General features: G+C 71.8%; 17 protein-coding genes and 1 pseudogene. 6 read left to right on the top strand and 12 right to left on the bottom strand.

Annotated elements, in window-relative coordinates:
• The first annotated feature begins 37 nt into the window (after nt 1–37).
• From ACFZCY_RS06645 to ACFZCY_RS06660, 4 genes are all read left to right on the top strand, one after another.
• Nucleotides 38–955 carry a type VII secretion system-associated protein gene (locus ACFZCY_RS06645; protein WP_391169932.1) on the top strand — a complete coding sequence of 306 codons (918 nt, stop codon included), beginning with the start codon at nt 38–40 and terminating at the stop codon, nt 953–955.
• A gap of 276 nt (nt 956–1,231) precedes the next feature.
• Nucleotides 1,232–4,996: a hypothetical protein gene (locus ACFZCY_RS06650; protein WP_391169933.1), complete on the top strand. Its 3,765-nt coding sequence runs from the start codon at nt 1,232–1,234 to the stop codon at nt 4,994–4,996.
• A 27-nt stretch (nt 4,997–5,023) separates the two neighbouring features.
• Nucleotides 5,024–6,319 (top strand): RICIN domain-containing protein, encoded by a 1,296-nt coding sequence (locus tag ACFZCY_RS06655; protein ID WP_391169934.1) that lies wholly within the window; start codon nt 5,024–5,026, stop codon nt 6,317–6,319.
• Between the two features lie 321 nt (nt 6,320–6,640).
• Nucleotides 6,641–8,323, top strand: a complete 1,683-nt coding sequence (locus ACFZCY_RS06660; protein WP_391169935.1) for an ATP-binding cassette domain-containing protein — start codon at nt 6,641–6,643, stop codon at nt 8,321–8,323.
• 139 nt (nt 8,324–8,462) lie between these two features.
• Here ACFZCY_RS06660 and ACFZCY_RS06665 read toward each other — a convergent pair whose 3' ends face one another.
• Genes ACFZCY_RS06665 through ACFZCY_RS06675 form a run of 3 tightly spaced genes read right to left on the bottom strand, consistent with a single transcriptional unit; the run spans nt 8,463 to nt 10,779 of the window.
• A complete protein-coding gene (locus tag ACFZCY_RS06665; protein ID WP_391169936.1) occupies nt 8,463–9,353 on the bottom strand; it encodes a TIGR03619 family F420-dependent LLM class oxidoreductase in 891 nt (296 codons plus the stop codon).
• 34 nt (nt 9,354–9,387) lie between these two features.
• The gene (locus ACFZCY_RS06670) at nt 9,388–10,011 is read right to left on the bottom strand and encodes an NAD(P)-binding domain-containing protein (protein ID WP_391169937.1); all 624 of its coding nucleotides are present in this window, start codon (nt 10,009–10,011) and stop codon (nt 9,388–9,390) included.
• A 33-nt stretch (nt 10,012–10,044) separates the two neighbouring features.
• A complete protein-coding gene (locus tag ACFZCY_RS06675) occupies nt 10,045–10,779 on the bottom strand; it encodes an SDR family NAD(P)-dependent oxidoreductase (RefSeq protein WP_037738440.1) in 735 nt (244 codons plus the stop codon).
• 144 nt (nt 10,780–10,923) lie between these two features.
• Here ACFZCY_RS06675 and ACFZCY_RS06680 point away from each other — a divergent pair, with 144 nt between their 5' ends.
• On the top strand, nt 10,924–11,535 hold the full coding sequence (locus tag ACFZCY_RS06680) for a TetR family transcriptional regulator (RefSeq protein WP_391169938.1): 612 nt from the start codon (nt 10,924–10,926) through the stop codon (nt 11,533–11,535).
• 332 nt (nt 11,536–11,867) lie between these two features.
• Here the strand turns inward: ACFZCY_RS06680 and ACFZCY_RS06685 are convergent.
• The 4 genes and pseudogenes from ACFZCY_RS06685 to ACFZCY_RS06700 all read right to left on the bottom strand — a co-directional run.
• Nucleotides 11,868–12,197 (bottom strand): annotated as a pseudogene (locus ACFZCY_RS06685) (site-specific integrase); the annotation flags it as partial.
• A 130-nt stretch (nt 12,198–12,327) separates the two neighbouring features.
• Nucleotides 12,328–13,203, bottom strand: coding sequence for a glycosyltransferase family 2 protein (locus tag ACFZCY_RS06690; RefSeq protein WP_391169939.1), 876 nt, complete (start codon nt 13,201–13,203; stop codon nt 12,328–12,330).
• Between the two features lie 100 nt (nt 13,204–13,303).
• Nucleotides 13,304–13,963, bottom strand: coding sequence for a hypothetical protein (locus ACFZCY_RS06695; protein ID WP_391169940.1), 660 nt, complete (start codon nt 13,961–13,963; stop codon nt 13,304–13,306).
• Between the two features lie 129 nt (nt 13,964–14,092).
• Nucleotides 14,093–14,869 (bottom strand): SDR family NAD(P)-dependent oxidoreductase, encoded by a 777-nt coding sequence (locus tag ACFZCY_RS06700; protein ID WP_391169941.1) that lies wholly within the window; start codon nt 14,867–14,869, stop codon nt 14,093–14,095.
• A gap of 173 nt (nt 14,870–15,042) precedes the next feature.
• On the opposite strand from ACFZCY_RS06700, the gene ACFZCY_RS06705 reads away from it, so the two are divergent.
• Nucleotides 15,043–16,665 carry an alkaline phosphatase D family protein gene (locus ACFZCY_RS06705; protein WP_391169942.1) on the top strand — a complete coding sequence of 541 codons (1,623 nt, stop codon included), beginning with the start codon at nt 15,043–15,045 and terminating at the stop codon, nt 16,663–16,665.
• Nucleotides 16,666–16,963: 298 nt separating this feature from the next.
• Here ACFZCY_RS06705 and ACFZCY_RS06710 read toward each other — a convergent pair whose 3' ends face one another.
• From ACFZCY_RS06710 to ACFZCY_RS06730, 5 genes are all read right to left on the bottom strand, one after another.
• Nucleotides 16,964–17,512 carry a hypothetical protein gene (locus ACFZCY_RS06710; RefSeq protein WP_391169943.1) on the bottom strand — a complete coding sequence of 183 codons (549 nt, stop codon included), beginning with the start codon at nt 17,510–17,512 and terminating at the stop codon, nt 16,964–16,966.
• 103 nt (nt 17,513–17,615) lie between these two features.
• Entirely contained in the window at nt 17,616–18,824 is a 1,209-nt protein-coding gene (locus tag ACFZCY_RS06715) for a helix-turn-helix domain-containing protein (RefSeq protein WP_391169944.1), read from the bottom strand.
• A 110-nt stretch (nt 18,825–18,934) separates the two neighbouring features.
• Nucleotides 18,935–21,175 carry a tetratricopeptide repeat protein gene (locus ACFZCY_RS06720; protein WP_391169945.1) on the bottom strand — a complete coding sequence of 747 codons (2,241 nt, stop codon included), beginning with the start codon at nt 21,173–21,175 and terminating at the stop codon, nt 18,935–18,937.
• Between the two features lie 192 nt (nt 21,176–21,367).
• Nucleotides 21,368–21,991: a DUF6879 family protein gene (locus ACFZCY_RS06725; RefSeq protein ID WP_391169946.1), complete on the bottom strand. Its 624-nt coding sequence runs from the start codon at nt 21,989–21,991 to the stop codon at nt 21,368–21,370.
• Nucleotides 21,984–22,253: a hypothetical protein gene (locus ACFZCY_RS06730; protein ID WP_391169947.1), complete on the bottom strand. Its 270-nt coding sequence runs from the start codon at nt 22,251–22,253 to the stop codon at nt 21,984–21,986. The genes ACFZCY_RS06725 and ACFZCY_RS06730 overlap by 8 nt, the downstream gene beginning before the upstream one ends.
• Nucleotides 22,254–22,264 lie beyond the last annotated feature (11 nt).

The raw sequence follows: 22,264 nt of genomic DNA on the forward strand, positions 1-22,264 counted from the left end.
CAGCAGTGAGCCTGTCGGCCCAGTAAGCGAGGACAGCATGAGCGACAACGGCGCTTCCGCCGCGGTCACCCCATCCGAATCGGCCGAGCCGTCGACCGGCTTCGCGGAGTTCGAGCCGACCGCCGAAGCCCCGGCACCCGGGGCGTCCGACGACACCGAAGTGCCGGAGCCGCCGGAGGAGTTCGTCAAGGCCGCCAAGCTGGCGCCGAACCACTGGCTCTACCTGACCGACCCGGCGTGGAAGGGCGAGGGCCCGCCGCCGGACTGGGCCGTGGTGGGCCAGTGGCGCTCCGACGACGACGGCGAGATCGTGGAGTGGCAGGACAACGAGAACTACCAGCCCTCCCCGGAAGCGCTCGGCTGGCCCGAGCCCGAGGACGACGTGGACGCCGCCATCCAGCTCGCCACCACCGGCTACGGCCCGGCCGAGGACGTCACCGCCGCGCTCGCCAAGGCCGAGGTCGCGGTGCTCGTCACGGCCGGCGGCGAACCGGTGAGCGCGTCGGCGCCCGACGGCACGGCGGTGGTCCCCATCTACACCTCGCCCCGCTATCTGCACGCGGCCGGACGTCTGGGGTTCGAGCGGGTGCGGGTGCCCGCGTTCCTGGAGCGGCTTCCGGAGGGGCACAGCCTGTGCATCAACAGCTCCGCCCCCGTCAGCATGGTGATGACCACCGACGGCCTGGCGGACATCATGGCCGCCGCGGCCGAGGCGCCGGAGGAGGAGGCCGGGACCGAGGAGTCCGAGGTCGAGTGGCCGGCGATGGCGACCCGTGCGGACACCGCACCGGGGGCCGGTGAACCGGCCACCGCGGAGGGCGGTCCGGCGGCGGCCGAGGCGACGGCAGACGAAACGGCGGAGGCCACCGCGGCGGAGCCACGTGACACGGCGGCCCGCCGCAAGCGCGTCGCCGACGTACCGCTGCCGGACTCCGCGGAAGGCGAGACCCGGTGACCGAGGCGGACGTCACCGCCGAGCGCCGCCGGAGGACTTCGCAGGCCGGCCCCTTGGTGCGCCGGCCGGTCGCCCGACTCGAGATCCAACCGTGTCGTGCCGGTGACGACCACGAGTGGAAAGCCTAGTTCTGCGGCCCATGGCTGGACAGGACCACCTGTTTGCCATATTCACTGCGTACACTCCAAGCGCCCTGGTGCGGCGGGCCACTTCGGCCCATCGGCCACCAGGTGACAACGGCATGAGTGGTACGCCCAGGTGCGAAGGAGAGACGACGTGACCCGTTCCGGTGGCCGGTCGCGGTGGTTCGGGGGTCGCGGCAAGGAACAGCGCGCCGCCGCCCCCACCACCGCCCCGAACGGTGGCTTCGGCGCCGAGGCCGCCGAAGCCGAGGCGGGCGAGGTGCTGCTCGCCGAGGAGTACGGCGCACTCATCCTGCTCCGCTCGGCCCGGGACACCACGATCGGTCAGACGACCGTGGACGAACTGGCCGACACCATGGGGGCCGAAGCGGGCATCGCCACGGTCGTGACCGGCGCGGTGGGTGGGAACGGCACCTCGGCGGAGGAGTTCTGGGAGCGCCTGGGTGAGGTGTTCGACTCGCTGCGCGAGGCGGGCACCGGCACCGTACGGCTCGTCATGTCCGGTGCGGGGGAGGACCGGCCGGACCGGCCGTCCGTGGCCCGCCGGGTCGCCGACGCGTGGGAGCTGGAGGTGATCGCGCCGGACGGTGAGGTCCAGATCGTCCCCGGCGGATCGCTTTTCGTACAGCCCGACCCGCCGCAGCGCAGGGGCTGGTGGAGCTTTTCCCCGGGAGTGCAGCCGGTGGCCCTGGGCACCCGTCAGCCCGCCCCCGCGTGGCAGCCCGGGGTCGAGCAGGTGCCCGCACACACCGACAGCGGGTGTGTCGTCGAGCAGATCCCGGCGGGACTGCTGGCCCGTTCACCCCACGCCACCGCGCCGCAGCGCGGCGACCTGTGCTACTCGGTGCCGGTCGACCCCCGGGGGCCCACCGTGCTGGTCGGCGTCCCCGAGGGCGGGGACGTCTCGGCGTCCGACGTCGGCGAGGTGCTGTCGGCCCTGCCCCACGCGCTGTGGTCCAGGGTCCGGCTCGCGCCCGGCAGCCCCCGCGACATCCTGCGCACCGGGCAGTTGGCCGCCGAAATGCTCGACACCGAGATCGTGGTCTACACGGGCCTGCCGCTCCTGGCACCCAGCGGCCCGGCGGACCGTGGCACCGCACGGGCGGTGCTCGTCGGCGCCGATGGCAACCCGCGGTGGCGGCCCTTCGTGGACGCCGTGGTGTGCGCCCCCGCGACGGAGGGCGAACCCGCCCCGAGCCCGCGCCTGCTGCGCTGGAGCCCGCCGTTGCCGGGCCCCGGCAACGTCGAGCACGGCATCGTACGGCTCTCCGACCGCTGGCAGGCGATGGTGACCCGGGCGGGCCTGTGGATCACCGAACGCGACGGGCAGGCGCCCGCCACCTCGACCCGGGCGGTGGACGCCGAGGGTCCGGCCATCGAGGTCGGCCGCCCCGGCGAGGAGCTGGACCCATCGCTGTGGCCCGAACTCACCCGGCTCTTCGAGAGCCTGGGGGCCGATATGCGCGGCCGGGCGCGGCTGTACGTACACGGCACGGCCGCGGATGGCGGCCGCGAACTGCGCGCGATCGCGGCGCGGCACGGCGTCCGCACCCTCCGCTTCACCCCCCGCCCGGCGCCGGCGCCCCACCAGACGTCAAGCACCGCCCCGTCCTCGGGCCCGCGCCCGACATCGACCCTCAACCCGCCATCGCCGACCCACCCGACGGCGGGCACGCGTCCAACGCCATTCCAGACCACCGGCACCCGCCCGACGCCTGCCCCCCGCCCGGCCCCCGTCACCGGCTCGACCGCCGCGGCCGCGGCAACGGGCTCGGCCGCCGCCGCGGGCTCAGCCCCCCGCACTCGCCCGGCCCCGGGCAAGGCCCCGGCTCCGGCCCCGACCATGGGCAGGGCCCCGGCCCCGGCCCCGGGCAAGGCGCCGGCCCAGGCCCCGGGCAAGGCGCCGGCCCAAGCCCCGCCCCAGGGCTACGGTGCACCCACCGGCCCCCGCCCCTACGGCCCCCCGCCGCCCCCTGGCCCCGGCGCGCCCCCGTCAGGCGGCACGCCCCCCGAGCCCGGCACCCGTCCCGCGCCCGGCACCGCCCCGCACACGGGCCCCGCTCCACGCCCCGCGCCCGGTGCGCCCCCGCCTCCTGGCCCCCGCCCGGCCGGTGACGTACCGCCGCCTCCCGGTGGGCTGTCGGTGCCGGGTGACCGCCCGGTGCCGGGCAGGCCCTTGCCGCCCGGCGGGGACCTGGGCCCGGGGCCGAAGCTGGACCCCGGCCCGTGGTCCGCACCTGGCCCGTCCCGGACTCCTGGCCCCCGCCCGGCCGGTGACGTACCGCCGCCTCCCGGCGGCCCGTCGGTGCCGGGTGACCGCCCGGTGCCGGGCAGGCCCTTGCCGCCCGGTGCGGACCTGGACCCGGGACCGAAGCTGGGCCCCGGCCCATGGTCCGCACCTGGCCCGTCCCGGGCGTTCCCGTCGCCCGACGAGTCCGTGGAGCCGGGCGCGCCCCGCACACCGCGTTCCGCCCCGGACGCGCCCGGCGCGCGGTCCACGGCCGACGCGTCCTCGCTCCCGGACGTGGAGCCCGCGGCCGATTCGCCGTCGGCACCCGGCGCGGACCTGGCCCCGGGAGCCGCGGCCGGCCCGTCTCCGGCGCCTGACTCGCTCCCGTCGGCCGGCGTGCCCTCGGGGCCTGGTGACGGCCCGTCGGCATCCGCCCCGCAGCCCGCCGCCGGGGTGTCCTCCGCGTCCGCCGGGTTCGGGTCCCCGGGGTCGGGGTCAGGGTCTGCATTCGGACCTGACTCGTGGGCCGCGGCCGCTTCGTTCTCGTCGGCCGACGACGACGCGGGGCCCGGTACGGACACCGACTCGGGTACGTCCGTGGCGCCCGCCGAGGTGGAGGAGGAGGCCGTGTACGTGCCGCCGCCCCCACCGGCGCGTCCGCCGATGATGAGCGTGTCCTCGGGGTCGGGGGACCCGGACGAGAAGCGGCCCGAGCCCTGGGAGGCGGAGCCCGTCGTCGAGCCGGTCGAGCCCGAGCCCGAGGCTGCCCCGGAGCCGGAGCCGGAGCCGGAGCCGGACCCCGAGCCGGACCCCGAGCCCGAGCCCGTGGCGGCCGCCGAGCCGGCGCCGCCGGTCCGGCGGGCCGTGGCGCCGTTGCCGCCGGTTCCGTTCCTGCCCGGCCACGTCAGCACCGAGGCCGAACGCAGCGCCTTCCGGGCGCTCGCGGACGCGGCGTGGGACCGGCACGGGACCGCCGTGGCCCGGATGCTCACCCGGATGCCCGCGCTGCGCGGGCACGAGCAGGAGGCGGCGCGCGCGGACCTGATCGCACTGCACATGTATCTGCACACCTCCGAAGGCGCCCTGGCTCACGGCGAGTTGGCCCGCGCGCTCCGCCGGGGCGACAAGCCGCTGCTGCCGTACGCCGCCTGCCTCGCCTCGGGACTGCGCCGGCTGCCCTCGTACCGCGGTGTGGCGTTCCGCGGCGCCGGGGCGGAGGGCATCGACGAGGGGCTGGCGCCCGGAGACCTGCTGCGGGATCCGGCGCCGGTGTGCGCGCTGCCGCCGGCGCCCGGCGCGCCGCGCCCGCGCGGTGCGCAGTACGCCATCTCGTCGGTCACCGGGCGCCGGGTGCGCCAGCTGACCGACCGGCCCGGAGCGGCTGCCGCCCGGGACGAGGTGGTGTTCCCGCCGGGCACCCTGCTGCGGGTGCTCGATGTACGTGAGGAGGGCGACGCGCCGCTGATCCTGCTGCGCGAGGTCCCTCTCACCACGCCGAACGCACAGCCCGAGCCCGGCACCGGGGCGCTTGACGCCGCGGATCGCGCGGCGCTCGACCGGATGGACGAGGTGCTGCGCGGCCACTCGGTGGCGCCGGGCCCGTTCAGCTGGCCCGAGCTGTGCGACGGCCCACTCGGACAGGCCGCGAAACGGCCGGTGTCCGACTGAACCAGGCACTACCGAAACGGAGACTTGATGCCACAAAAGGACAACGGGGGCCCCTCCGGTCCCACGGTGCGGCGTACCGTCACCATGCCTGGAGCGATCGCCGAACCGGATTCCGCGCTGCGTCCCCAGGCGGGCCGCAAGGAGGCGGAGGAATCCGGGGCGAAGGAATCCGGGGTGAAGGAGTCCGGGGCGACGACCGCGCCCGTCAACGGGCCGACGTCGAAGACGACGCCGAGCACCGCTGCCACGCCGGACGAGCCCACGGCCTCGTCCACCGACGAGGCTGCCGACGAGGCCACCGAAAACGAGTCGTCCACGAACAAGGCGTCCGCCGACGAGACCACAGGCAAGGCGTCATCGGCTCGCAAGGGCGACGACCAGCGCGAAGGCAACGTCGGCTCCCTGATCGCCACCGAGGGCGGAAGCCCCCCGGGGGCGTCCAGGGGTGACGGCGTGTCGGACGACGGGGACAAGCCGCCGTCCGGCCGCCCGACCAAGGCCCTGCTGGCCGCGGCGGGCATCGGCGGCGCGCTGCTGATCGCCATACCGTTCCTTGTTGCCGGTACCGGCAACAAGGACGACAGCGAACCGGCGGCGATGGCCCGCAAGACGTCGGCCCACGCCATGCCGACGAGCGACGAGGGCGGCGCCCCCGGGGACTACGCCCCGAAGTCGCCGTCGGCCGACAAGCCGAGCTCCAAGGCAAAGGAGAAGTCCGAGGCGAAGGACAAGGCCCCCGAGAGTGAGGCCAAGCCGAGCCAGAGCCCCACCAAGAAGGGGCAGGAGGGGTCCCGCACCGTTCCCAAGAAGGACACCAAGGCGTCGCCGAAGCGAGCCGTGGTCCCGATCGACTACTCCAACAAGAAGAACGTCCTGCTCAAGAACGCGGTCACCGGCAAGTGCGCCGACATCCCTGACTACGGCAAGGGCAAGGTGGACGGTCCGATCCAGCAGTACGACTGCGACGGCACGGACGCCGACAACCAGATCTGGAACTTCGAGGTGCGGTACAAGGGCAAGGGCCCCGGCTCCGCCAACCTCTTCCAGATCCGCAACGGCAAGGACGGCCTCTGCATGGACCTGCCGTATTACGGCGGTGCCGAGCACGGGCAGGAGGTCACGGAGTTCCACTGCGACGGCACCACCAACGACAACCAGTTGTGGTGGCTGGAGAGTCGGGGCGACAAGAAGTTCTGGATCCACAACTACGCCAGCAACCAGCAGTGCCTGGCGGTGAAGGCCGACCGGGGTTCCACTGACCCCTCCGCCAAGCTGGCCATCGGGCCGTGCAGGTCCGACCGCAACCACGAGTGGACGTTCTGAGGACGGCCACCCGCAGGCGTCGCCGGGCCCCCTCCGCCGCACGGCGGAGGGGGCCCGGTCGCGCGGAAAACACATTTTCCGAGGTCGCCGGTCGCGGTACAGTTCCCGCGTCCTGTTGTCTCCGATAGAGGTGGACGTTGCGCATCTGAGGTTCGCGATCATCGCGCGGTACGGCGTTGCCGTACGCGTGGATGCGACCTCGGTGCATGAGCCGTCCCTCACCCCGACAGGCCCCGCACTCCCTCGCCCCTCCCGGCTCGGCCGCCGCGTGGTGCTCGCATACGAAGCCCCCATCCCAGCGCTGACGACTGCGAGATCACCATGGCCCATCCCACCACGTCCACGCCCGGCGCCGCCGTGACCTGCTCGGACCTCTCCTTCCAGTGGCCGGACGGCACCACGCTCTTCGACGGGCTGTCCCTCACCGTCGGCCGGGGCCGCACCGGGCTCGTCGGCACGAACGGCACCGGCAAGTCCACCCTGCTGCGGCTGCTGGCCGGTCAACTGCGGCCCGCGCGCGGCTCGGTGGCCGTCGCCGGCAGCCTCGCCCATCTGCCGCAGAACATCACCCTCGACACGACGGTCCGCGTCGACCAGGCGCTGGGCATCGCCGAGCGGCGGGCCGCGCTGCGCGCCATCGAATCCGGGGACGTCGGCACGGAACACTTCGAGACGGTCGGCGACGACTGGGACGTCGAGGAACGGGCGCTGGCGACACTCGGCTCGCTCGGGCTCGACGGCCTCGGCCTGGACCGCACGGTCGGCGAGATGTCCGGCGGGGAGACCGTGCTCCTGCGGCTGGCCGCGCTGCTGCTGGAGCGCCCCGATGTGCTGCTGCTCGACGAGCCGACCAACAACCTCGACCTGTTCGCGCGCCGCAGACTCTACGAGGCCGTCGACTCCTGGCGCTCCGGAGTGATGATCGTCGTCAGCCACGACCGCGACCTGCTGGAGCGCGTCGACCGCATCGCCGAGCTGCGGTCCGGGTCGGTGAGCTGGTACGGGGGCGGCTGGTCCGCGTACCAGGAGGCCCTGACCGTCCAGCAGGAGGCGGCCGGGCGGACGCTGCGGGCCGCCGAGGCGGACGTACGCCGCCAGAAGCGCGAACTGGAGGAGACCCGGGTCAAGGTGGCCCGCCGGGAGCGGCACAGCAAGAAGATGGACGCCCAGCGGCGGGCCCCGCGCATCGTCGCGGGGGAGCGCAAGCGGTCCGCGCAGGAGTCGGGGGACCGGCTCCGCGGGCTGCACGAGGACCGGCTGCGGGAGGCGCGCGAGCGGCGCGAGGCGGCCGCGGACGCGGTCCGCGAGGACGCCGAGATCCGGGTGGACCTGCCCCACACCGCCGTCCCCGCGGGCCGTACCGTGCTCAGCCTCGGCGCGCTGCGCCCCCGCTTCGGCCGGCTGCGCGGCGCCGACCTCCGGGTGCACGGCCCCGAACGCATCGCCCTCGTCGGCCGCAACGGCGCCGGAAAGACGACGCTGTTGCGCACCCTGGCCGGGGAGCTGACCCCGCTGTCCGGCGAGGCCAGGGCCTTCGTACCGCTGCGGTTCCTGCCGCAGCGCCTGGACGTGCTGGACGACGGGCTGAGCGTCGCGGCGAACGTGGCCCGTCTGGCGCCCGGCGTCAGCGACAACCACATCCGCTCCCAGCTCGCCCGGTTCCTGTTCAAGGGAGCGCGTGCCGAACAGCCCGCGGGCACCCTCTCCGGCGGTGAGCGCTTCCGGGCCGCCCTCGCGGCCACCATGCTCGCCGCCCCGGCCCCGCAGCTGCTGATGCTGGACGAGCCCACCAACAACCTCGACCTGGCCAGCGTGCGCCAGCTGACCGGCGCGCTCGCCTCCTACCGGGGCGCGCTGCTGATCGCCGGCCACGACCTGCCGTTCCTCGCGTCGGTCGGCATCACCCGCTGGCTGCTCGTCGGCGAGGAGCTGCGGGAGACGTCGGCCGAGGAGGTGACCGCACTCCTGGAGGCGCCGGAGCGGCCCGGAGAAGGGCCCGCGTGACGCGCGGGCCGCTTGGGTCACGGCGCCGCACGCCAGGGGTTGAGGAACGTCCATGTCAGATCGTGCGCTGAGCCGTCACGGGCCTTGGCTGGCGCTCTGGAGACGCTGGAGGCGATGTGGGAGCGGGGCTCTTGGGTGGTCACAACCGACCGGTGCGCGCGATCACCTGGCTGGCGAAGTCAAGCATCTGGTCAAGGTCGGGGAACAGTGCGAAGGCGTCCACGAACGCCTCGTCCGCACCGGACTCGGCGAAGCGCTTGAGCTTGTCGGCCAGCGAATCAACGGTCGTGCCCGGTTCGAGGTTGATACGTATGGCCTTCTTCAGCGCGTCGGGATCGCGGCCGGCCTCCTGCGCCGCCTGGCGCGCGAGCGACCACAATTGGTCCGCGACCTCGTCCGGCAGGAAATCGAGCCCGAGCCAGCCGATGGCGCTGCGGCCGACCCGGCGCATCGCGGCCTCGCTGGCGCCGCCGATCCAGATGGGCGGCCCGCCCGCTTGCACCGGGCGCAGGTCGGCGTGGACCGGCGGCAGCGAGAAGAACTCGCTGTCCCAGGACACCGGGTTGGCCGTCCACCACTCGTGCAGGAACGCCAGCAGGTCATCGAGCATCCGCCCGCGCCGGTGCCAGTCCGCGCTGCGGGAGATGTCGTGCTCGTCCTTCATCCACCCGAGTCCCACGCCGACGTCGAGACGGCCGTCGCTGAGCACGTCGAGCGTGGTCAGCATCCGGGCCAGGTGCGGCGGCTCGTAGTAGAAGGTGCTGAGCGTGCTGGCATTCAGCCGCACCCGGCTGGTCGCCGTCGCGGCGACGGTCCACAGCAGCACCGGGTCGAGGTAACGCTTCATCTGCGGCGGGTACGGCTGCTCTTTGCCCGGATAGATGCTATGCATATCGACCGGCTGGACCAGGCGATCGCCGACCCACAGCGTGTCGTAGCCAAGGTCCTCGATCCCGCGGCAGAACGCGCTCAGGCCGGCTGCGCTGCTGATAGCGGGCCCGATTATGGGAAGTGTGAAACCAAGCTTCATGACGAGTCCTCTCGGCGGTCCGTCAACCGTCTGATCAGACGGGAAGTCCGGTGATGCTGAGGGAGAAGTCCAGGTTCCCCACTCCGTGGTTGGCGAGGCCCACCGTGATCACGCCCGCTCCTTCCAGCCAGTGCGCCATTGTCAGGCCGCCGGCGTCCAGCGGGCGCAGTCCGAGGCTCTTGATGAACGCCTCCACGCTTGCCTTGGCCCGCGCATTGTCGCCGGCGATGAAGACGTCGGGCCGGCCCTTTTCCAGGACATGGCGGAAGACGGTGTTGAACGCCTTCACCACGCTGGCGCCGGCCGGGGCCGCCTTGGCGGCTTCCTGTGCGATCGAGGTCTCCTCGCGGTGGGCCAGCCCGTCGAACGTGGAGTTGAAGGGATTGCTGATGTCGACGATGACCTTGTCCGCGAGTGCGTCTGCGTACTGGGCGATGGCCGGCACGACGCCGTCGTACAGCAGGGCCATGATGACGATGTCCCCGGCCGGGGCGGTGCCCCATTCTCCCGTCGTGGCGCCGTCGCCGAGGGCCTTGGCCAGGTCGGCGGCCTTGGACTGATCGCGGCCCATGACCTGGACGGTGTTGCCGCCGGCTATCGCCCGCGCGCCGATGGTGCGGGCCATGTTCCCGGTGCCGATGATGCTGATGTTGCTCATGAGATGTCCTGCCCTGGTGGTGAGTTGTTCGGTTCAGATGGCGGTGGTGCCGCCGTCGGCGACGAGTTCCATGCCGTTGACGTAGCTGGAGTCGTCGGAGGCGAGGAAGAGGGCGGCGGTGGCGATTTCGTCGGGGCGGCCCATCTGGCCGCGGGGGATGAGGGACTCGAACTGGCGCTTGGTGGCCTCGTCGAAGAGTTCTTCCTGCTTGGCGGTGGCGACCTGGCCGGGGGTCAGGACGTTGACGCGGATGCGGCGGTCCTTGAGCTCGTTGAGCCAGATGCGGGCCCATGCCTGCTGGACGGCCTTGCTGCCGGCGTAGACGCTCCAGCCGGGGAAGGCGCCGAGGGAGGCGTTGGAGCCGGTCATGAGGATGGAGCCGCCGTCGTTGAAGAGCGGGAGGGCCTTTTGGACGGTGAACAGGGTGCCGCGGGCGTTGAGCCCGAACCAGGTGTCGAACTGGGCCTCGGTGATCTCGCCGAGCGGGGCGGGCTCGCCGCCGCCGGCGCTGGCCCACAGCACGTCGAGGCTGCCCTTCTCCCGCTTGACGGTGTCGTACAGGCGGTCCAGGTCGTCCAGGTCGGCGGCGTCGCCCTGGACGCCGGTGACGTTGCGGCCGATCTGCTTCACGGCCTCGTCCAGGGCGTCCTGGCGGCGGCCGGTGATGAAGACGTGCGCTCCCTCGTCGACGAACAGCTTCGCGCCGGCCAGTGCCATGCCGGTGGTGCCGCCGGTGATGACCGCGACCTTGCCGTCGAGCTTTCCCATGGTTGTTCCTTTGGGTCGGTGGTGCCGTGCGCACCTGGGATGACGGTGTTATGTACACCGCTCTGTGTGCTTACGGTACGGGGCGGACGGCCGGGACGCAAACTATGTACACCGGTCGTTACCCGGCTGCGGTACGATGGGCCCATGACGGAGTTGGAGAAGGGCCCCACGGGCCGCCGCCGCGGCCGGGGCGCCCGCGAGCGCATCCTCAGCGCGTCCCAGCGGCTGTTCCGCGAGCAGGGCATCAACCGCACCGGCATGGACCAGCTGTGCGCGGCGGCCGAGGTGTCCAAGCGCACGGCCTACCAGCACTTCACCGGCAAGGACGAACTCGTCGCCGAGTACCTGCGCCGGTTCGACCCCACCGTTCTGTCCGGCGTGTTCGACCGCACCGACCTCACGCCCCGCGAAAAGCTCCTCGCCGCCTTCGACGTTCCCCCCACCACGCCCCTGTGCCCCTACATCGCCGCCGCCGTCGAACTCCACGACCCCCAGCACCCCGCATCCCAATACACACGCGACTACAAGAAAGCCGTCGCCGCGCGGCTCGCCGACACCGCCCGCCAAGCCGGCGCCGCCGACCCCGAACAGCTCGGCGAACAACTCGCGCTGCTCATCGACGGCGCCGCGGCCCGCACCCGGGTCCTCAACGCCGACGCCTTCCCCACCGCCGCCGCCATCGCCGCCACCCTCATCGACAACGCCATCCCCGCCACAGCCGGCGACGACCGGCGACAGGGGGAAGTGTCACGTTGACGTGGCACTCCGCGGCCGGACTGGACGCGCTGCCGGACGCGGCTGCACCCGCTGGTACGCGACACCAGCCGCCCGGCACATGGCCCGGACCGCCGGCTTTCACGGAACTGCCACCCGCCTGCTGAAGGCCGCGGCAGAAGCCGCCGGGCAGACTGGCGACCTCCGAGGACCCGCCGACGTGGTCGGCCTGGAATGCCTGGAAGCGGTCCATCGCCTCGGCGCTGGGCGTGGTGATCGTCCCGCCCTTGATCGGCGGGTCCACTTCGGTGAGACGCTCCAGGGCGGTCACCCGCGCGCCTCCGAGCCGGAGCTCGCAGGCCAGCTCAGTCCGACCGGGTGCCGCCTCCGGCCACCACTACGTCATAGAGCGCGTAGTCCTCGCGCGCCTGGCCGCGCCGGCGGACCTCGGTCCGGGCGCCCTCGGCCTTGACCGGGCAACGACGCCCGGCGAAGTGCAGCTCCTCGATATTGACGCCCAGGACCTCCTCGGCCCGCCCGGCGGTCTCGTAGCGCATCCGCCACAGCGTCTTCTCCCGCAGGTGGACCTCGCGCCGCGCGATCAGCCGGTCGATCGCCATCTTGGAGCGCGCCGGGGTCTAAAAGTCCGGCACCGCCAGCCGCTTCGCCCAGGCTGGAACCATCGGCCCTTCGTGGCCGCGCTCACCGCGGGAAGACCTCGGACAGGTCCGGTCGCCGACGCTCCGTCAGCCGCCCACCAGGGTCGACGTCGGCTTGGCGCACGATCTGACGTGGATGTTCCTCAACCCCCACGCCCGGCGGCGCGACCCGCCGTCAGATCACCGGCGGGCGGCCCAGCCTGGTCATCCGCCACACCGTGCGCCACCGCATGGGCCGACGGGTGCCGCACGGGGTGCGGACGCCCTCCAGGAAGCCGCCCGCCCAGGCCCGCAGCCCGTCGAGGGCACGGGTGCGGGCCAGGGTGAGGAGGGTCCAGGTGCCGAGGTAGACGGGGACCAGGGGCAGCGGGAGGTGGCGGCGGGCGAGCCAGACCCGGTTGCGGGCGGTCATCCGGTGGTAGACCGCGTGCCGGGCGGGGGAGGTGCGGGGGTGCTGGAGGAGCAGTTCGGGGACGTACAGCACCTTCCACCCCGCGTCGAGCGCCCGCCAGGCGAGGTCGGTCTCCTCGTGGGTGAAGAAGAACTCGTCCGGCCAGCCGCCGATCCGGTCCAGCATCGGCACGGACAGGGCGTGTCCGCCGCCGAGGAAGGTGGTCACCTCGCCGCCGCGCATCGGGTCGCCAGCCCGGAGCCGGGGGACGTGGCGGCGCTGGGTCTCGCCGGTCTCGTCGGCGATGCGGAAGCTGACGATGCCCAGCCGCGGATCGTCCGCGTACAGGTCGCGCACGGTACGGAACACATCGGGGTCGACGAGCAGGCCGTCGTCATCGAGGTCGATGACGACATCCACGTCACCGAAGGCGCGCAGCCGCTGCCAGGCGACGTTGCGGCCGCCGGAGACGCCGAGGTTCTCGTCCAGCTCGACCGCGGTCACGTGCTCCGGCATCTCGGGCAGCGGGGAGCCATTGCCGACGACGACGACGCGGGTGGGCGGTACGTCCTGTTTCGCGACCGACTCCAGCAGGGCGGCCACCTCTCCGGGCCGGTTGCCCATGGTCAGGATGGCGACGCCCAGACGTGGTTCGGACACGGCGGAACTCCAGAGGTTGGTTACGGTGGGGTGATCGTAACCAGTCGCCCAGGCGGCCTGTCGAAACACAGCGCATGTTCATCGACATGCGCAAAAGCGGTCATTCATCGAGCGCGGAGAGCGCATTCTTCGCGGCGCTGATCGCGCCGTCGCGTATCTCCTTGGACGAGGGAGCCTTGTGGCTCTCGAAGTCGCCGCCGTTGTAGGTGGCCACGATGGTCGCGTTGTCCTTGCGGACCGTCACCACCGCCTCGCGCACCTGCTGGTCGTCGTCGCTGGTGAGCTTGTCCTCGACGGTCGCCTTGTCGCCGAGGCCGGACAGCGGGTCGCCGGAGCCCGCGGGCACCCGCCCGGTGACGTCGAAGCTGATGTCCAGCCAGCGGTAGTCGAAGCCGTCCAGGGCGTGCCAGGAGCAGCCCGAACGGCGGGTCAGGTCGCTGGTCTTCATCTCGGTGCCGCTGGTCTTGGCGCCCGGCACCAGCTCCTTGACCCTGGCGGCCGGAAGCGCGGTACACGCCTCGGCCGGCGGCCTGGCGTAGCGCGGTGGCGCGCTGGTCTCGCCGCTCCCGCCCCCGTCCGGGGTGAGCCCCGCCCCGCCCCCGGTCGGGGCGGCGGCGGACGGGGTCGGGGAGGCGTCGGCCGCCTGGGAGCGGGTGTCGTCCGAGTCGGCGGAGCCGGAGGTGGTCATGGCCACGCCTGCGACGGCGAGGACGGCGACGGGCAGCAGCCGGGCGACCAGGGTGAGCGGGAGAGAACGCAATGCGGTCTTCTTCGATCGTGGGGCGGTCGGATCTGCGGGCGGGGCTGATCTCTTGGGGTGAATTTCCGCTCGGTCACATTATTCGATCAGGCCGGGGGTTATCTACGATCGGTGACGACCCACCGCCCGTCAGCCGCGACCGATGTACGGCATCGCCGTCGCCAGCACCGTCGCGAACTGCACGTTCGCCTCCAGGGGCAGCGAGGCCATATGCCGCACGGTACGTGCCACGTCCGCCACGTCCATCACCGGCTCGGCCACCACCTCCCCGTTCGCCTGGAGTACACCGGCCCTCATCTGCCCGGTCATCTCCGTCTCCGCGTTGCCGATGTCGATCTGGCCGCAGGCGATGGAGTACGCCCGCCCGTCCAGCGACAGCGACTTCGTCAGCCCGGTCAGCGCGTGCTTGGTCGCCGTGTACGCGACGCTGTGCGGCCGGGGAGCGTGGGCGGAAATCGAGCCATTATTGATGATCCGTCCGCCCCGCGGATCCTGATCACGCATCAGCCGGAAGGCGCCCTGTGCGCACAGGAAGGCACCCGTCAGATTGATGTCCACGACCGCCTGCCAGTCCTCGTGGCGGAGATCTTCCACCGGCACCCCGCGCGGGCCGAAACTGCCCGCGTTGTTGAACAGCAGATCGAGCCGGCCGAAGCGGTCCCGTACGGCCGCGAACAGCGTGTCCACCTGCTCCGGCCTGGTCACATCCGTCGGGACGGCGAGGACCGAGGGGCCGTCGCCCGCCCGCCGCGCCGTCTCCGCCAGGGCCTCCTCGCGGCGCCCCGCGAGCACCACCGACCAGCCCGACTCGCTCAGTTCGAGCGCCACCGCCCGGCCGATCCCGGAGCCCGCGCCCGTCACCACGGCGACCTTCGACACCACCGGCACACCCTCGATCGCGTTCATGGGGCGGCAGCGTACGCCACGTCACATGCCTGCGTAGCGACGGTATATGGCGGCAAACGTCCTTTCCGGAAACGGACCTCACCCAGCCGACATGTCCGCGTCGTGTATAGGCAAGCGGGTGGCCTCCCCCCGACACTCCAATTCCTCTGACGCCACGAGCCAGGGGAGAGCACATGGCACACGCCGCACACCAGCAGGCGATGCGAGCCGCGGCAGCACATCTGGGCCGCCGCCGCTTCCTCACCGTCACCGGAGCAGCCGCCGCACTGGCCTTCTCCACCAACCTGCCCAGCGCCCAGGCCGCGCAGGTACGTACGGACGCGCTCACCGAAAACCCCTTCACGCTCGGCGTGGCATCGGGCGATCCACTGCCCGACGCCGTCGTGCTGTGGACCAGACTCGCGCCCCGCGCCTACGAGCCGGGCAACGGCCTGCCCGAAGAGGGCGCCGTCCGGGTCGAGTGGGAGGTCGCCCGCGACGAGCACTTCAAGCGGGTCGCCCGGCGCGGAACCGCCACCGCCCACGCCGAGTTCAACTACACCGTGCACGTGGACGCCAAGGGTCTCGAACCCGACCGCGTCTACTGGTACCGCTTCCGGGCCGGCAAGTGGACCAGCCCCGTCGGCCGCACCCGCACCACCCCGACCCACGGTGCCAAGGTCCGTGACATCCGGTTCGGCCTGGTGTCCTGCCAGGCGTACCACGACGGCTACTTCACGGCCTTCAAGCACCTCGCGGCCGAGGACCTGGACGCCGTCTTCCACGTCGGCGACTACCAGTACGAGTACGCCGTCAGCGCGGTCGGCGGCGCCCGCAAGTACACCGACCGCACCCTCCCCGCGCACTTCAACACCGAGACCATGACGCTCGGGGACTACCGGCTGCGGTACGCGCTCTACAAGTCCGACCCGGACCTCCAGGCCGCCCACGCCGCCTTCCCCTGGTACGTCACCTGGGACGACCACGAGACCGAGAACAACTACGCGGGCGACGTCGACGAGAACGGCGACCCGCCCGCGGAGTTCCTGATCCGCCGGGCCGCCGCCTACCGGGCGTACTGGGAGAACATGCCGCTGCGCATGCCGCAGCAGCCCGACGGCCCCGACATGCGGCTCTACCGGCGCTTCCACTACGGCCGGCTCGCCCAGTTCGACATCCTCGACACCCGCCAGTACCGCTCCAACCAGGCCTACGGCGACGGCTGGCAGTACCCCGGACCCGAGTCCGAGGACCCCTCCCGCACCCTCACCGGCGCCACCCAGGAGCGCTGGCTCCTGGACGGCTTCCGGCGCTCCACCGCCACCTGGAACGTCCTCCCGCAGCAGGTCACCTTCTCGCAGCGGAAGAACACCACCGCCGACCGCTCCCAGCTCTCCATGGACTCCTGGGACGGCTACCCCGCCTCCCGCTCCCGCGTTCTGGCCGGCGTCGAGCAGGCGGGCGTCGAGAACTTCGTCGTCCTGACCGGCGACGTCCACGTCCACTACGCCTTCGACATCAAGAAGGACTTCGGCAACCCGTCGTCCAAGACCCTGGGCGTCGAGTTCGTCGGCACGTCGATCACCAGCGGCAAGGACGGCGCCGACAAACCGGCCAACTGGTCCACCTACATGGCCGCCAACCCGCACATGAAGTTCTACAACGGCCGCCGCGGCTACGTGACGGTCACGCTGGACAACGCCCAGGCGCGGGCCGACTACAAGACGGTCTCCGCGGTCACCACCCCGGGCGCGCCGCTCACCACGGCGGCGTCGTTCGTCAGCGAAGCCGGGAACCCCGGACTCCAGCAGGCCTGACCGGTGAAGGCCCGCGGCGCCACGTCCGGCGCCGCGGGCTCAGCCCGGTCTACGGGGCCCCGGCCCACGGCGGCGTGGTCGAGGAACCGGCTCCAGGCCGTCGGTTCCTGCGCGCCAGGGCGCACGGCGCAGGCGGGGGCGCAGGCCCACACCTCGTACGTCGTCCGGGTCGGCCCTCGGTCGACGGTGACCGTTCCGGCCGGCCGGTCGGCGGCGAGGCGCGCACCGCACAGGACACAGTCCCAGCCCTGGAGCTGTTCGCGAGTGAGGGCGGCCGGATCGATCTGCCGACTCCCCGTCACCAGGACTGCTCCTGCCGGTGGTGGGGGGCGTGCTTGGGGCAGACGTAGATCGTGGGACTGGCGACACTGCCACTGTGCTCCACGGTGAGCGGGATCGGCTCATCGGTGGGCAGCTGGCAGCGGTAGCACAGCTGCCGTCCTTCCGGAACGGCCCGGAGTTCGGCGCGAACGGCCTCGGCCAGCGCGTCCCAGAGCGCCCGGGTGTCGGTGAGGAAGCAGTCGCGGCCCAGGGGGACGCGCCAGTGGGTGCCCGGCCCTGTGGTCCAGTGGACCGGGGGTACGCCGAGGTAGTGGTCCTCGTCGGCGATCTTGGTAAGGACGTGGACCTGGCGCAGGTGCCAGCTCTTGGCGCCGCCCACCGCGATGAGCCAGTACAGGGTGGTGTAGCTGTCCTGGATGACGGCGCCGGTCGCGTCGCCGAGCAGTTTGAGGGCGCGGTCCCCGACGGTCGGGCTCACGCGGACGGCGTCCCACCAGTGGCCAACCGGTAACGCCTCGACGTCTTTGGCGGACGGCGGCTTCCATGGCAGGGCTTCGGACGTCATGGTCGGCTCCATTACGGACGGTGTTGTGACCGTCACATCGTGCCGACCGAGCTGGAGCGCCAGTTTCACAAACTGTGAAACCCATGGTGCTTGACAGTCGCCGCTACAAACCCATCCAGTGTGCGAGATTGGAGAGCGTTTCGCTCGCCTGGCGTTCAGCGCGCCGCAGTGCCAGCACTGTCTCCCGGGCATGCGGATGAAACCGCGCCTGCTGAGGGGCGGCCTTCCTCGCCTTGTGCAGCGACGCTTCAGCGCCGGGCCGGTCGCCCGTCCAGAACTGCGCCCGGCTCAGGTCGATGAAATGATGCCCGACGCGATCGGGGGAAGCCTCCTTGAACTCCTGAGTGAAGCGCACGTCTCGTGCGGCCCGCACGGCCTCCCCGTAGTTGCCGAGTTCAACCTGCATGGCCACTTGGTGGATCGCGGTGTTGGTGGGTCCGAACGACAGCACGTAGTTCTGCGTGTCGCGCCCCAGCCGGTCCGCGGTCTCCTTCGCTTCTGTCCACTCGGCCTTCGCCTGGTCGCTGTCCTGACTGCGGGCCGCGAGCATGGTGGCTCGCAGTCGCAGGTTTCCCTGCACACAGAGTGCGGCGACCTCCCCAGCGGATGCGGCCTCCTCGACGTCGTCCAAGGACCGGCTCATGAGCCGGAGGCCGACCTCGTGGCGGCCGGTGTTGAAGCAGCTCTGAGCCCGCAGGTAGGAGGTGAGCATGACCATGTACGGGTAGTCGCTGCGCTCGGCGCTGTACGACATGCGGGCGAGGATGGTGTTACCCAGGTCGATGTGGCCCAGCTTGTGCGCGACGTCGTGAACGCACCGGTAGACGTAGGCCAGGTACCGGTGTGCTCGTTCCTGGTCCGCCCCGTCGTAGCGATGCGACGCCTCCACGAGCTCGTCGATGAGCACCGGTGCCTTGGTGGCGACATCGAGGTATGCCGCGCTGCGCCGCAGACGACCCAACTGATTGACGTCCGCTCTGATCCTCGCCAGTGAGCGCGGCGGCACGGCTTCGTCGAGGGCGATGTCCCAGTTCTCCAGGCTCGCGCGGATGGCGGCCAGGGGGGCCTCGAAGCGCTCGACGCGCAGCTCCTCGGTGTAGGGCTGGCCGATGAGTGTGCTGCTCTCTATCCCGAGGGCTCGGGCGCATGCGGCGATGAGGGCTGGAGAAGCGGGCCGGTTTCCGCTCTCCACCTTCGACAAGAGGCTGAGGGAGATGTGGGCGCGGTCGGCGAGACCGCGTTGTGTGAGATGGGCGCGGATGCGCTCTTCGGCGATCCGCGCGCCGATGTGTGCACGGTCCTTAGCGGGCATACGGGCTCCCGTTCTGACTTGACACCAGAACGGTACCCGCGGTCGGCTCCAAAGGTACGGTCGTTCGGCCCCATTCCAGTGAGGGCTGTCGCGTTCGCTTGACAATGAGTTCAGCCGCCGGGACCGGTCAGCCGCCTCTCCACCCGTGAGCGGGCAGCCTCGGCTCGGGGGTCGGTGTACGGGGCCAGGTGCGTCAGGGCCTCGGCCCAGTGGGCGCGAGCCGCCTCCGGGGCCTCCGGATGGACGGAGGCGGCCAGGTGGCCCAGCTCCACGGCCAGCTCCCAAGTGTCCCCGAGGTCACGGTGGACGGCCGTGGCCTGACGGTGGAAGGCGACAGCCTCGCCGTGGCGGTTCATCGCCGCGTACGTCAGCCCTGTGCCGCGCCAGGCCAGGGCCTCCCGACTCCGGTCGCCGATGCGCCGGTGGAGCATGGCCGACCGCTGGTAGGAGGCCAGAGCGTCGCCGCACTGCTCGGCAGCACGCTGAACGGCACCGAGGGTGAGCAGCCAGAAGCCCTCCAGTCCACGGTTGCGCAGGCTCAGCGCGATCCCGAGGGCTTCGTCGATGGCCGCGCGGGCAGCCTCGATCTCGTCTTGCTCGCGGTGGAGTTCCGCGGTGAGCCACAGGGCGTTGCCCACGCTCTGCTGGTTGTCCAGGGCGCGGTGAGCGGAGAGGGCCGCTCGGGCGGACACGGCTGCTTCCCGAAGACGGCCCGCTTCCAGATGAGCGCCCGCCAGATTCGACTGGGCGGAAGCTGCCCAGCGGGCGTCGTTCACTTCACGGAAGATCCTGATGGCCTCGGTGAAGTGTGATGTGGCGGTGTCGAGCCGACGGGCACGCAGATGGATGAGTCCCAGGAGATTGAGGGCATGCGCCTCCTCCATACGGTTGCCCGCGGTGCGGGCCAGAGCGAGGGCGCGGCTCACGTAGTCCACTGCCTGGTCGAGCTGGTGGACGGATCGATGGGACATGCCGAGCTGGGTGAGCAGCAGGAGCCGTCCCTGTGTGTCGTCCACGTGCTCCGCTGACGCCAGGCCGACGGGGCCGAAGTCGAGCCAGTCCGCGAAGGAGGCGGAAGCGGACAGCGCGTTCCACAGCGTGGCGGTCAGCTGCCAGGCATGCTGATGCAGCCCGGCGGCGGCAGCGGCCCGTACGAGGTGCGGGAAGAGACCGCGTTCGCGTTCCGCCCAGTCGGCGGCGCCGTCGTAGTCCGGAAAGGCCGGCGGCGGCAGGGCAGTGGTCGTCCCGGGCAGGGGCACGTGGTCCTCGCCGGGCTGGAGCCATGTCTGTGCCGCGTCCGCGGTGTGCAGGTACCAGTCCAGCACGCGGCGTAGAGCTGCCTCCCGCTCCTCGGCGGGCTCCTCGTCGTGAGCCTGGTCCGACGCGTAGGCGCGCAGAAGGTCATGGAACTGGTAACGGTCGGGGCCGCTCTGTTCCAGCAGATGCGTGCCGACGAGATCGTCGAGAAGCTGCCGGGCCCGGCTGAGGGTGAGGTCGGCGAGCGCGGCGGCGGCGTGGAGCCCGAACTCCGGTCCAGGATGCAGCCCGAGGAGCCGGAAGAGTCGCCCGGAGTGCGGCGGCAACGCGCGATAGGACCAGGCGAAGACCGTACGGACGGCCTCCGCCTCCTCGTCGATCCCCGTGCTCAGCGCGTCCCACAGCGCGGACTCGTCGCGCAGGTCGGCAAGCAGGTCGTCGAGGCGCAGATGCGGGTGACTGGCGGCGCGCTCGGCGGCTATGCGCAGGGCGAGCGGGAGGCGCCCGCACAGCCTGGCCAGCTCGGTCAGCTTTTCCTGGTCGTCTTCCGCCCGGTAGTCCCGTGTGACGGCCCGCAGGAGTGCGACGGCCTCCGGTTCGGGGAGCGTGCCGAGAGTGATCCGGCGGGCGCTGTCACGTACGGCGAGGGATGCCAGACGGTTGCGGCTGGTCACCACCACCAGGCTGTCGCCGCCCCCGGGGAGGAGCGGGCGCACCTGGCCGACCGTGGCGGCATTGTCGAGCAGGATGAGCATCCGGCGGTCGGCGAGGAGGGAACGGTAGAGCGCGGCCGCGTCGTCCACGTCCTGGGGTACGTCGCCCGGGGCCACGCCGAGCGCGCGCAGGAAGCTGCGTAACGTCTGCTCGGCGGTGACGGGCTCCTGCGGATCGTAGCCCCGGAGGTTCACGAAGAGCTGGCCGTCCGGAAAGCGGTCCTTGACCTGGTGGGCCCAGTGCAGAACCAGGGAGGTCTTGCCCACCCCCGCCGTACCGGCCACCACATGGACGGACACGACGACCTGGCCGCCGTCCCGGCTGGTCAGTACCGCGTTCAACTGGCCCAGCTCATCCGTCCTGTTGACGAACGCATGCATGTCGGCGGGAAGCTGCCGTGGAGTGGTGCGTGGAGGTCGGGGCGTTCCCGGCGCCTGATGGAAGTGGATGTCACCGGTGACGTTCCCGGCCTGGACCACATCGCGGGACGACCCGGAGAGGTCGTTGGCCGAGTCTCCGGGGCGCCCCTGGGCGTCGTCTGCTGGCGTGCCGATCGGTGCTTCCCTTCCCGTTCAGGCGGCCGGGGGTGGAGGGAGCGGCGCGATGGCCCGCTCGAAGTAGGTCGTGATGTCCTCTGCGGCCGCGTGGGCCTCCCGCACGTATGCCGTCCACGGCTCGACGATGGCCGGGTCGGTGAAACGGATCGCGCCGTCCGGCACCCCGGTATCCGTGTACAGGACGTGAAAGAGCACCTTGCCGTCCTGAATGGTCAATTCCGGAAGCGGTCCGTGGGTCTCGGCCGCGGCGACCGCATCGGCGGGCAGGACCCGTACGCGCTCCCCGTACTCGGCGCTGATCCGCAACGAATGCAGTTCCCATTGCACGTACGGCGTCAACGGCTTCTCCACCACGCGCACGCGGTGGAACACCGAGCCCCGGGCCTCCTCGTCCGCCTGGATTCCGCGCAGACTGTCGCGGGCTTCCTCGAACAGGCGCAACGCCGCTTCCCAGTCCCCGCGCCGCAGGGCGTCACGGGACGGGCTGCCCACCTCTTCGAAGTGCTGACGCCGTTCGAGCTTCCATGACTGGCCATTGCGGATCTCCGCGTCCCGCTTACGGAAATCCTTCAGATACTCCTCGTTCTCCAGCCGCCGGCCGTGTGCCGGGAGAAGTGCGGGAGGCTGAACATCAAGCATCGGGAATGTCCGGCTTCGCCAGGCTGAGCATGTTTCCGGGAATGACGACCAGCCGTTCGTCAGCCGCAAGAGTCACGCCTTCCGGCAACCGCGCGGTGTAGTTACCCGTCAGATCACGGCCGATGACGGCGATGTCGCCGTTGCTGAGCTGCCAGATGTCCGGGCACTGCTCCCGGCCCTGGGAGTTTCCGGACTCCTTCGCCGACTTGCCCAACCGTTTGACGAATAATGCCGACGGGTCGGCTTCCCAGGCACGGGCCACGACCTGCCACC

This window comes from Streptomyces sp. NPDC007983, from assembly GCF_042958345.1.
Lineage (GTDB): Bacteria > Actinomycetota > Actinomycetes > Streptomycetales > Streptomycetaceae > Streptomyces.

Excerpts from the sequence above, each read along its gene's own strand:
- ACFZCY_RS06645 (WP_391169932.1), top strand. The coding sequence starts at position 38 with ATGAGCGACAACGGCGCTTCCGCCGCGGTCACCCCATCCGAATCGGCC.
- ACFZCY_RS06655 (WP_391169934.1), top strand. The coding sequence starts at position 5,024 with ATGCCACAAAAGGACAACGGGGGCCCCTCCGGTCCCACGGTGCGGCGT.
- ACFZCY_RS06660 (WP_391169935.1), top strand. The coding sequence starts at position 6,641 with ATGGCCCATCCCACCACGTCCACGCCCGGCGCCGCCGTGACCTGCTCG.
- ACFZCY_RS06665 (WP_391169936.1), bottom strand. The coding sequence starts at position 9,353 with ATGAAGCTTGGTTTCACACTTCCCATAATCGGGCCCGCTATCAGCAGC.
- ACFZCY_RS06670 (WP_391169937.1), bottom strand. The coding sequence starts at position 10,011 with ATGAGCAACATCAGCATCATCGGCACCGGGAACATGGCCCGCACCATC.
- ACFZCY_RS06675 (WP_037738440.1), bottom strand. The coding sequence starts at position 10,779 with ATGGGAAAGCTCGACGGCAAGGTCGCGGTCATCACCGGCGGCACCACC.
- ACFZCY_RS06680 (WP_391169938.1), top strand. The coding sequence starts at position 10,924 with ATGACGGAGTTGGAGAAGGGCCCCACGGGCCGCCGCCGCGGCCGGGGC.
- ACFZCY_RS06700 (WP_391169941.1), bottom strand. The coding sequence starts at position 14,869 with ATGAACGCGATCGAGGGTGTGCCGGTGGTGTCGAAGGTCGCCGTGGTG.
- ACFZCY_RS06705 (WP_391169942.1), top strand. The coding sequence starts at position 15,043 with ATGGCACACGCCGCACACCAGCAGGCGATGCGAGCCGCGGCAGCACAT.
- ACFZCY_RS06710 (WP_391169943.1), bottom strand. The coding sequence starts at position 17,512 with ATGACGTCCGAAGCCCTGCCATGGAAGCCGCCGTCCGCCAAAGACGTC.
- ACFZCY_RS06715 (WP_391169944.1), bottom strand. The coding sequence starts at position 18,824 with ATGCCCGCTAAGGACCGTGCACACATCGGCGCGCGGATCGCCGAAGAG.
- ACFZCY_RS06720 (WP_391169945.1), bottom strand. The coding sequence starts at position 21,175 with ATGCATGCGTTCGTCAACAGGACGGATGAGCTGGGCCAGTTGAACGCG.
- ACFZCY_RS06725 (WP_391169946.1), bottom strand. The coding sequence starts at position 21,991 with ATGCTTGATGTTCAGCCTCCCGCACTTCTCCCGGCACACGGCCGGCGG.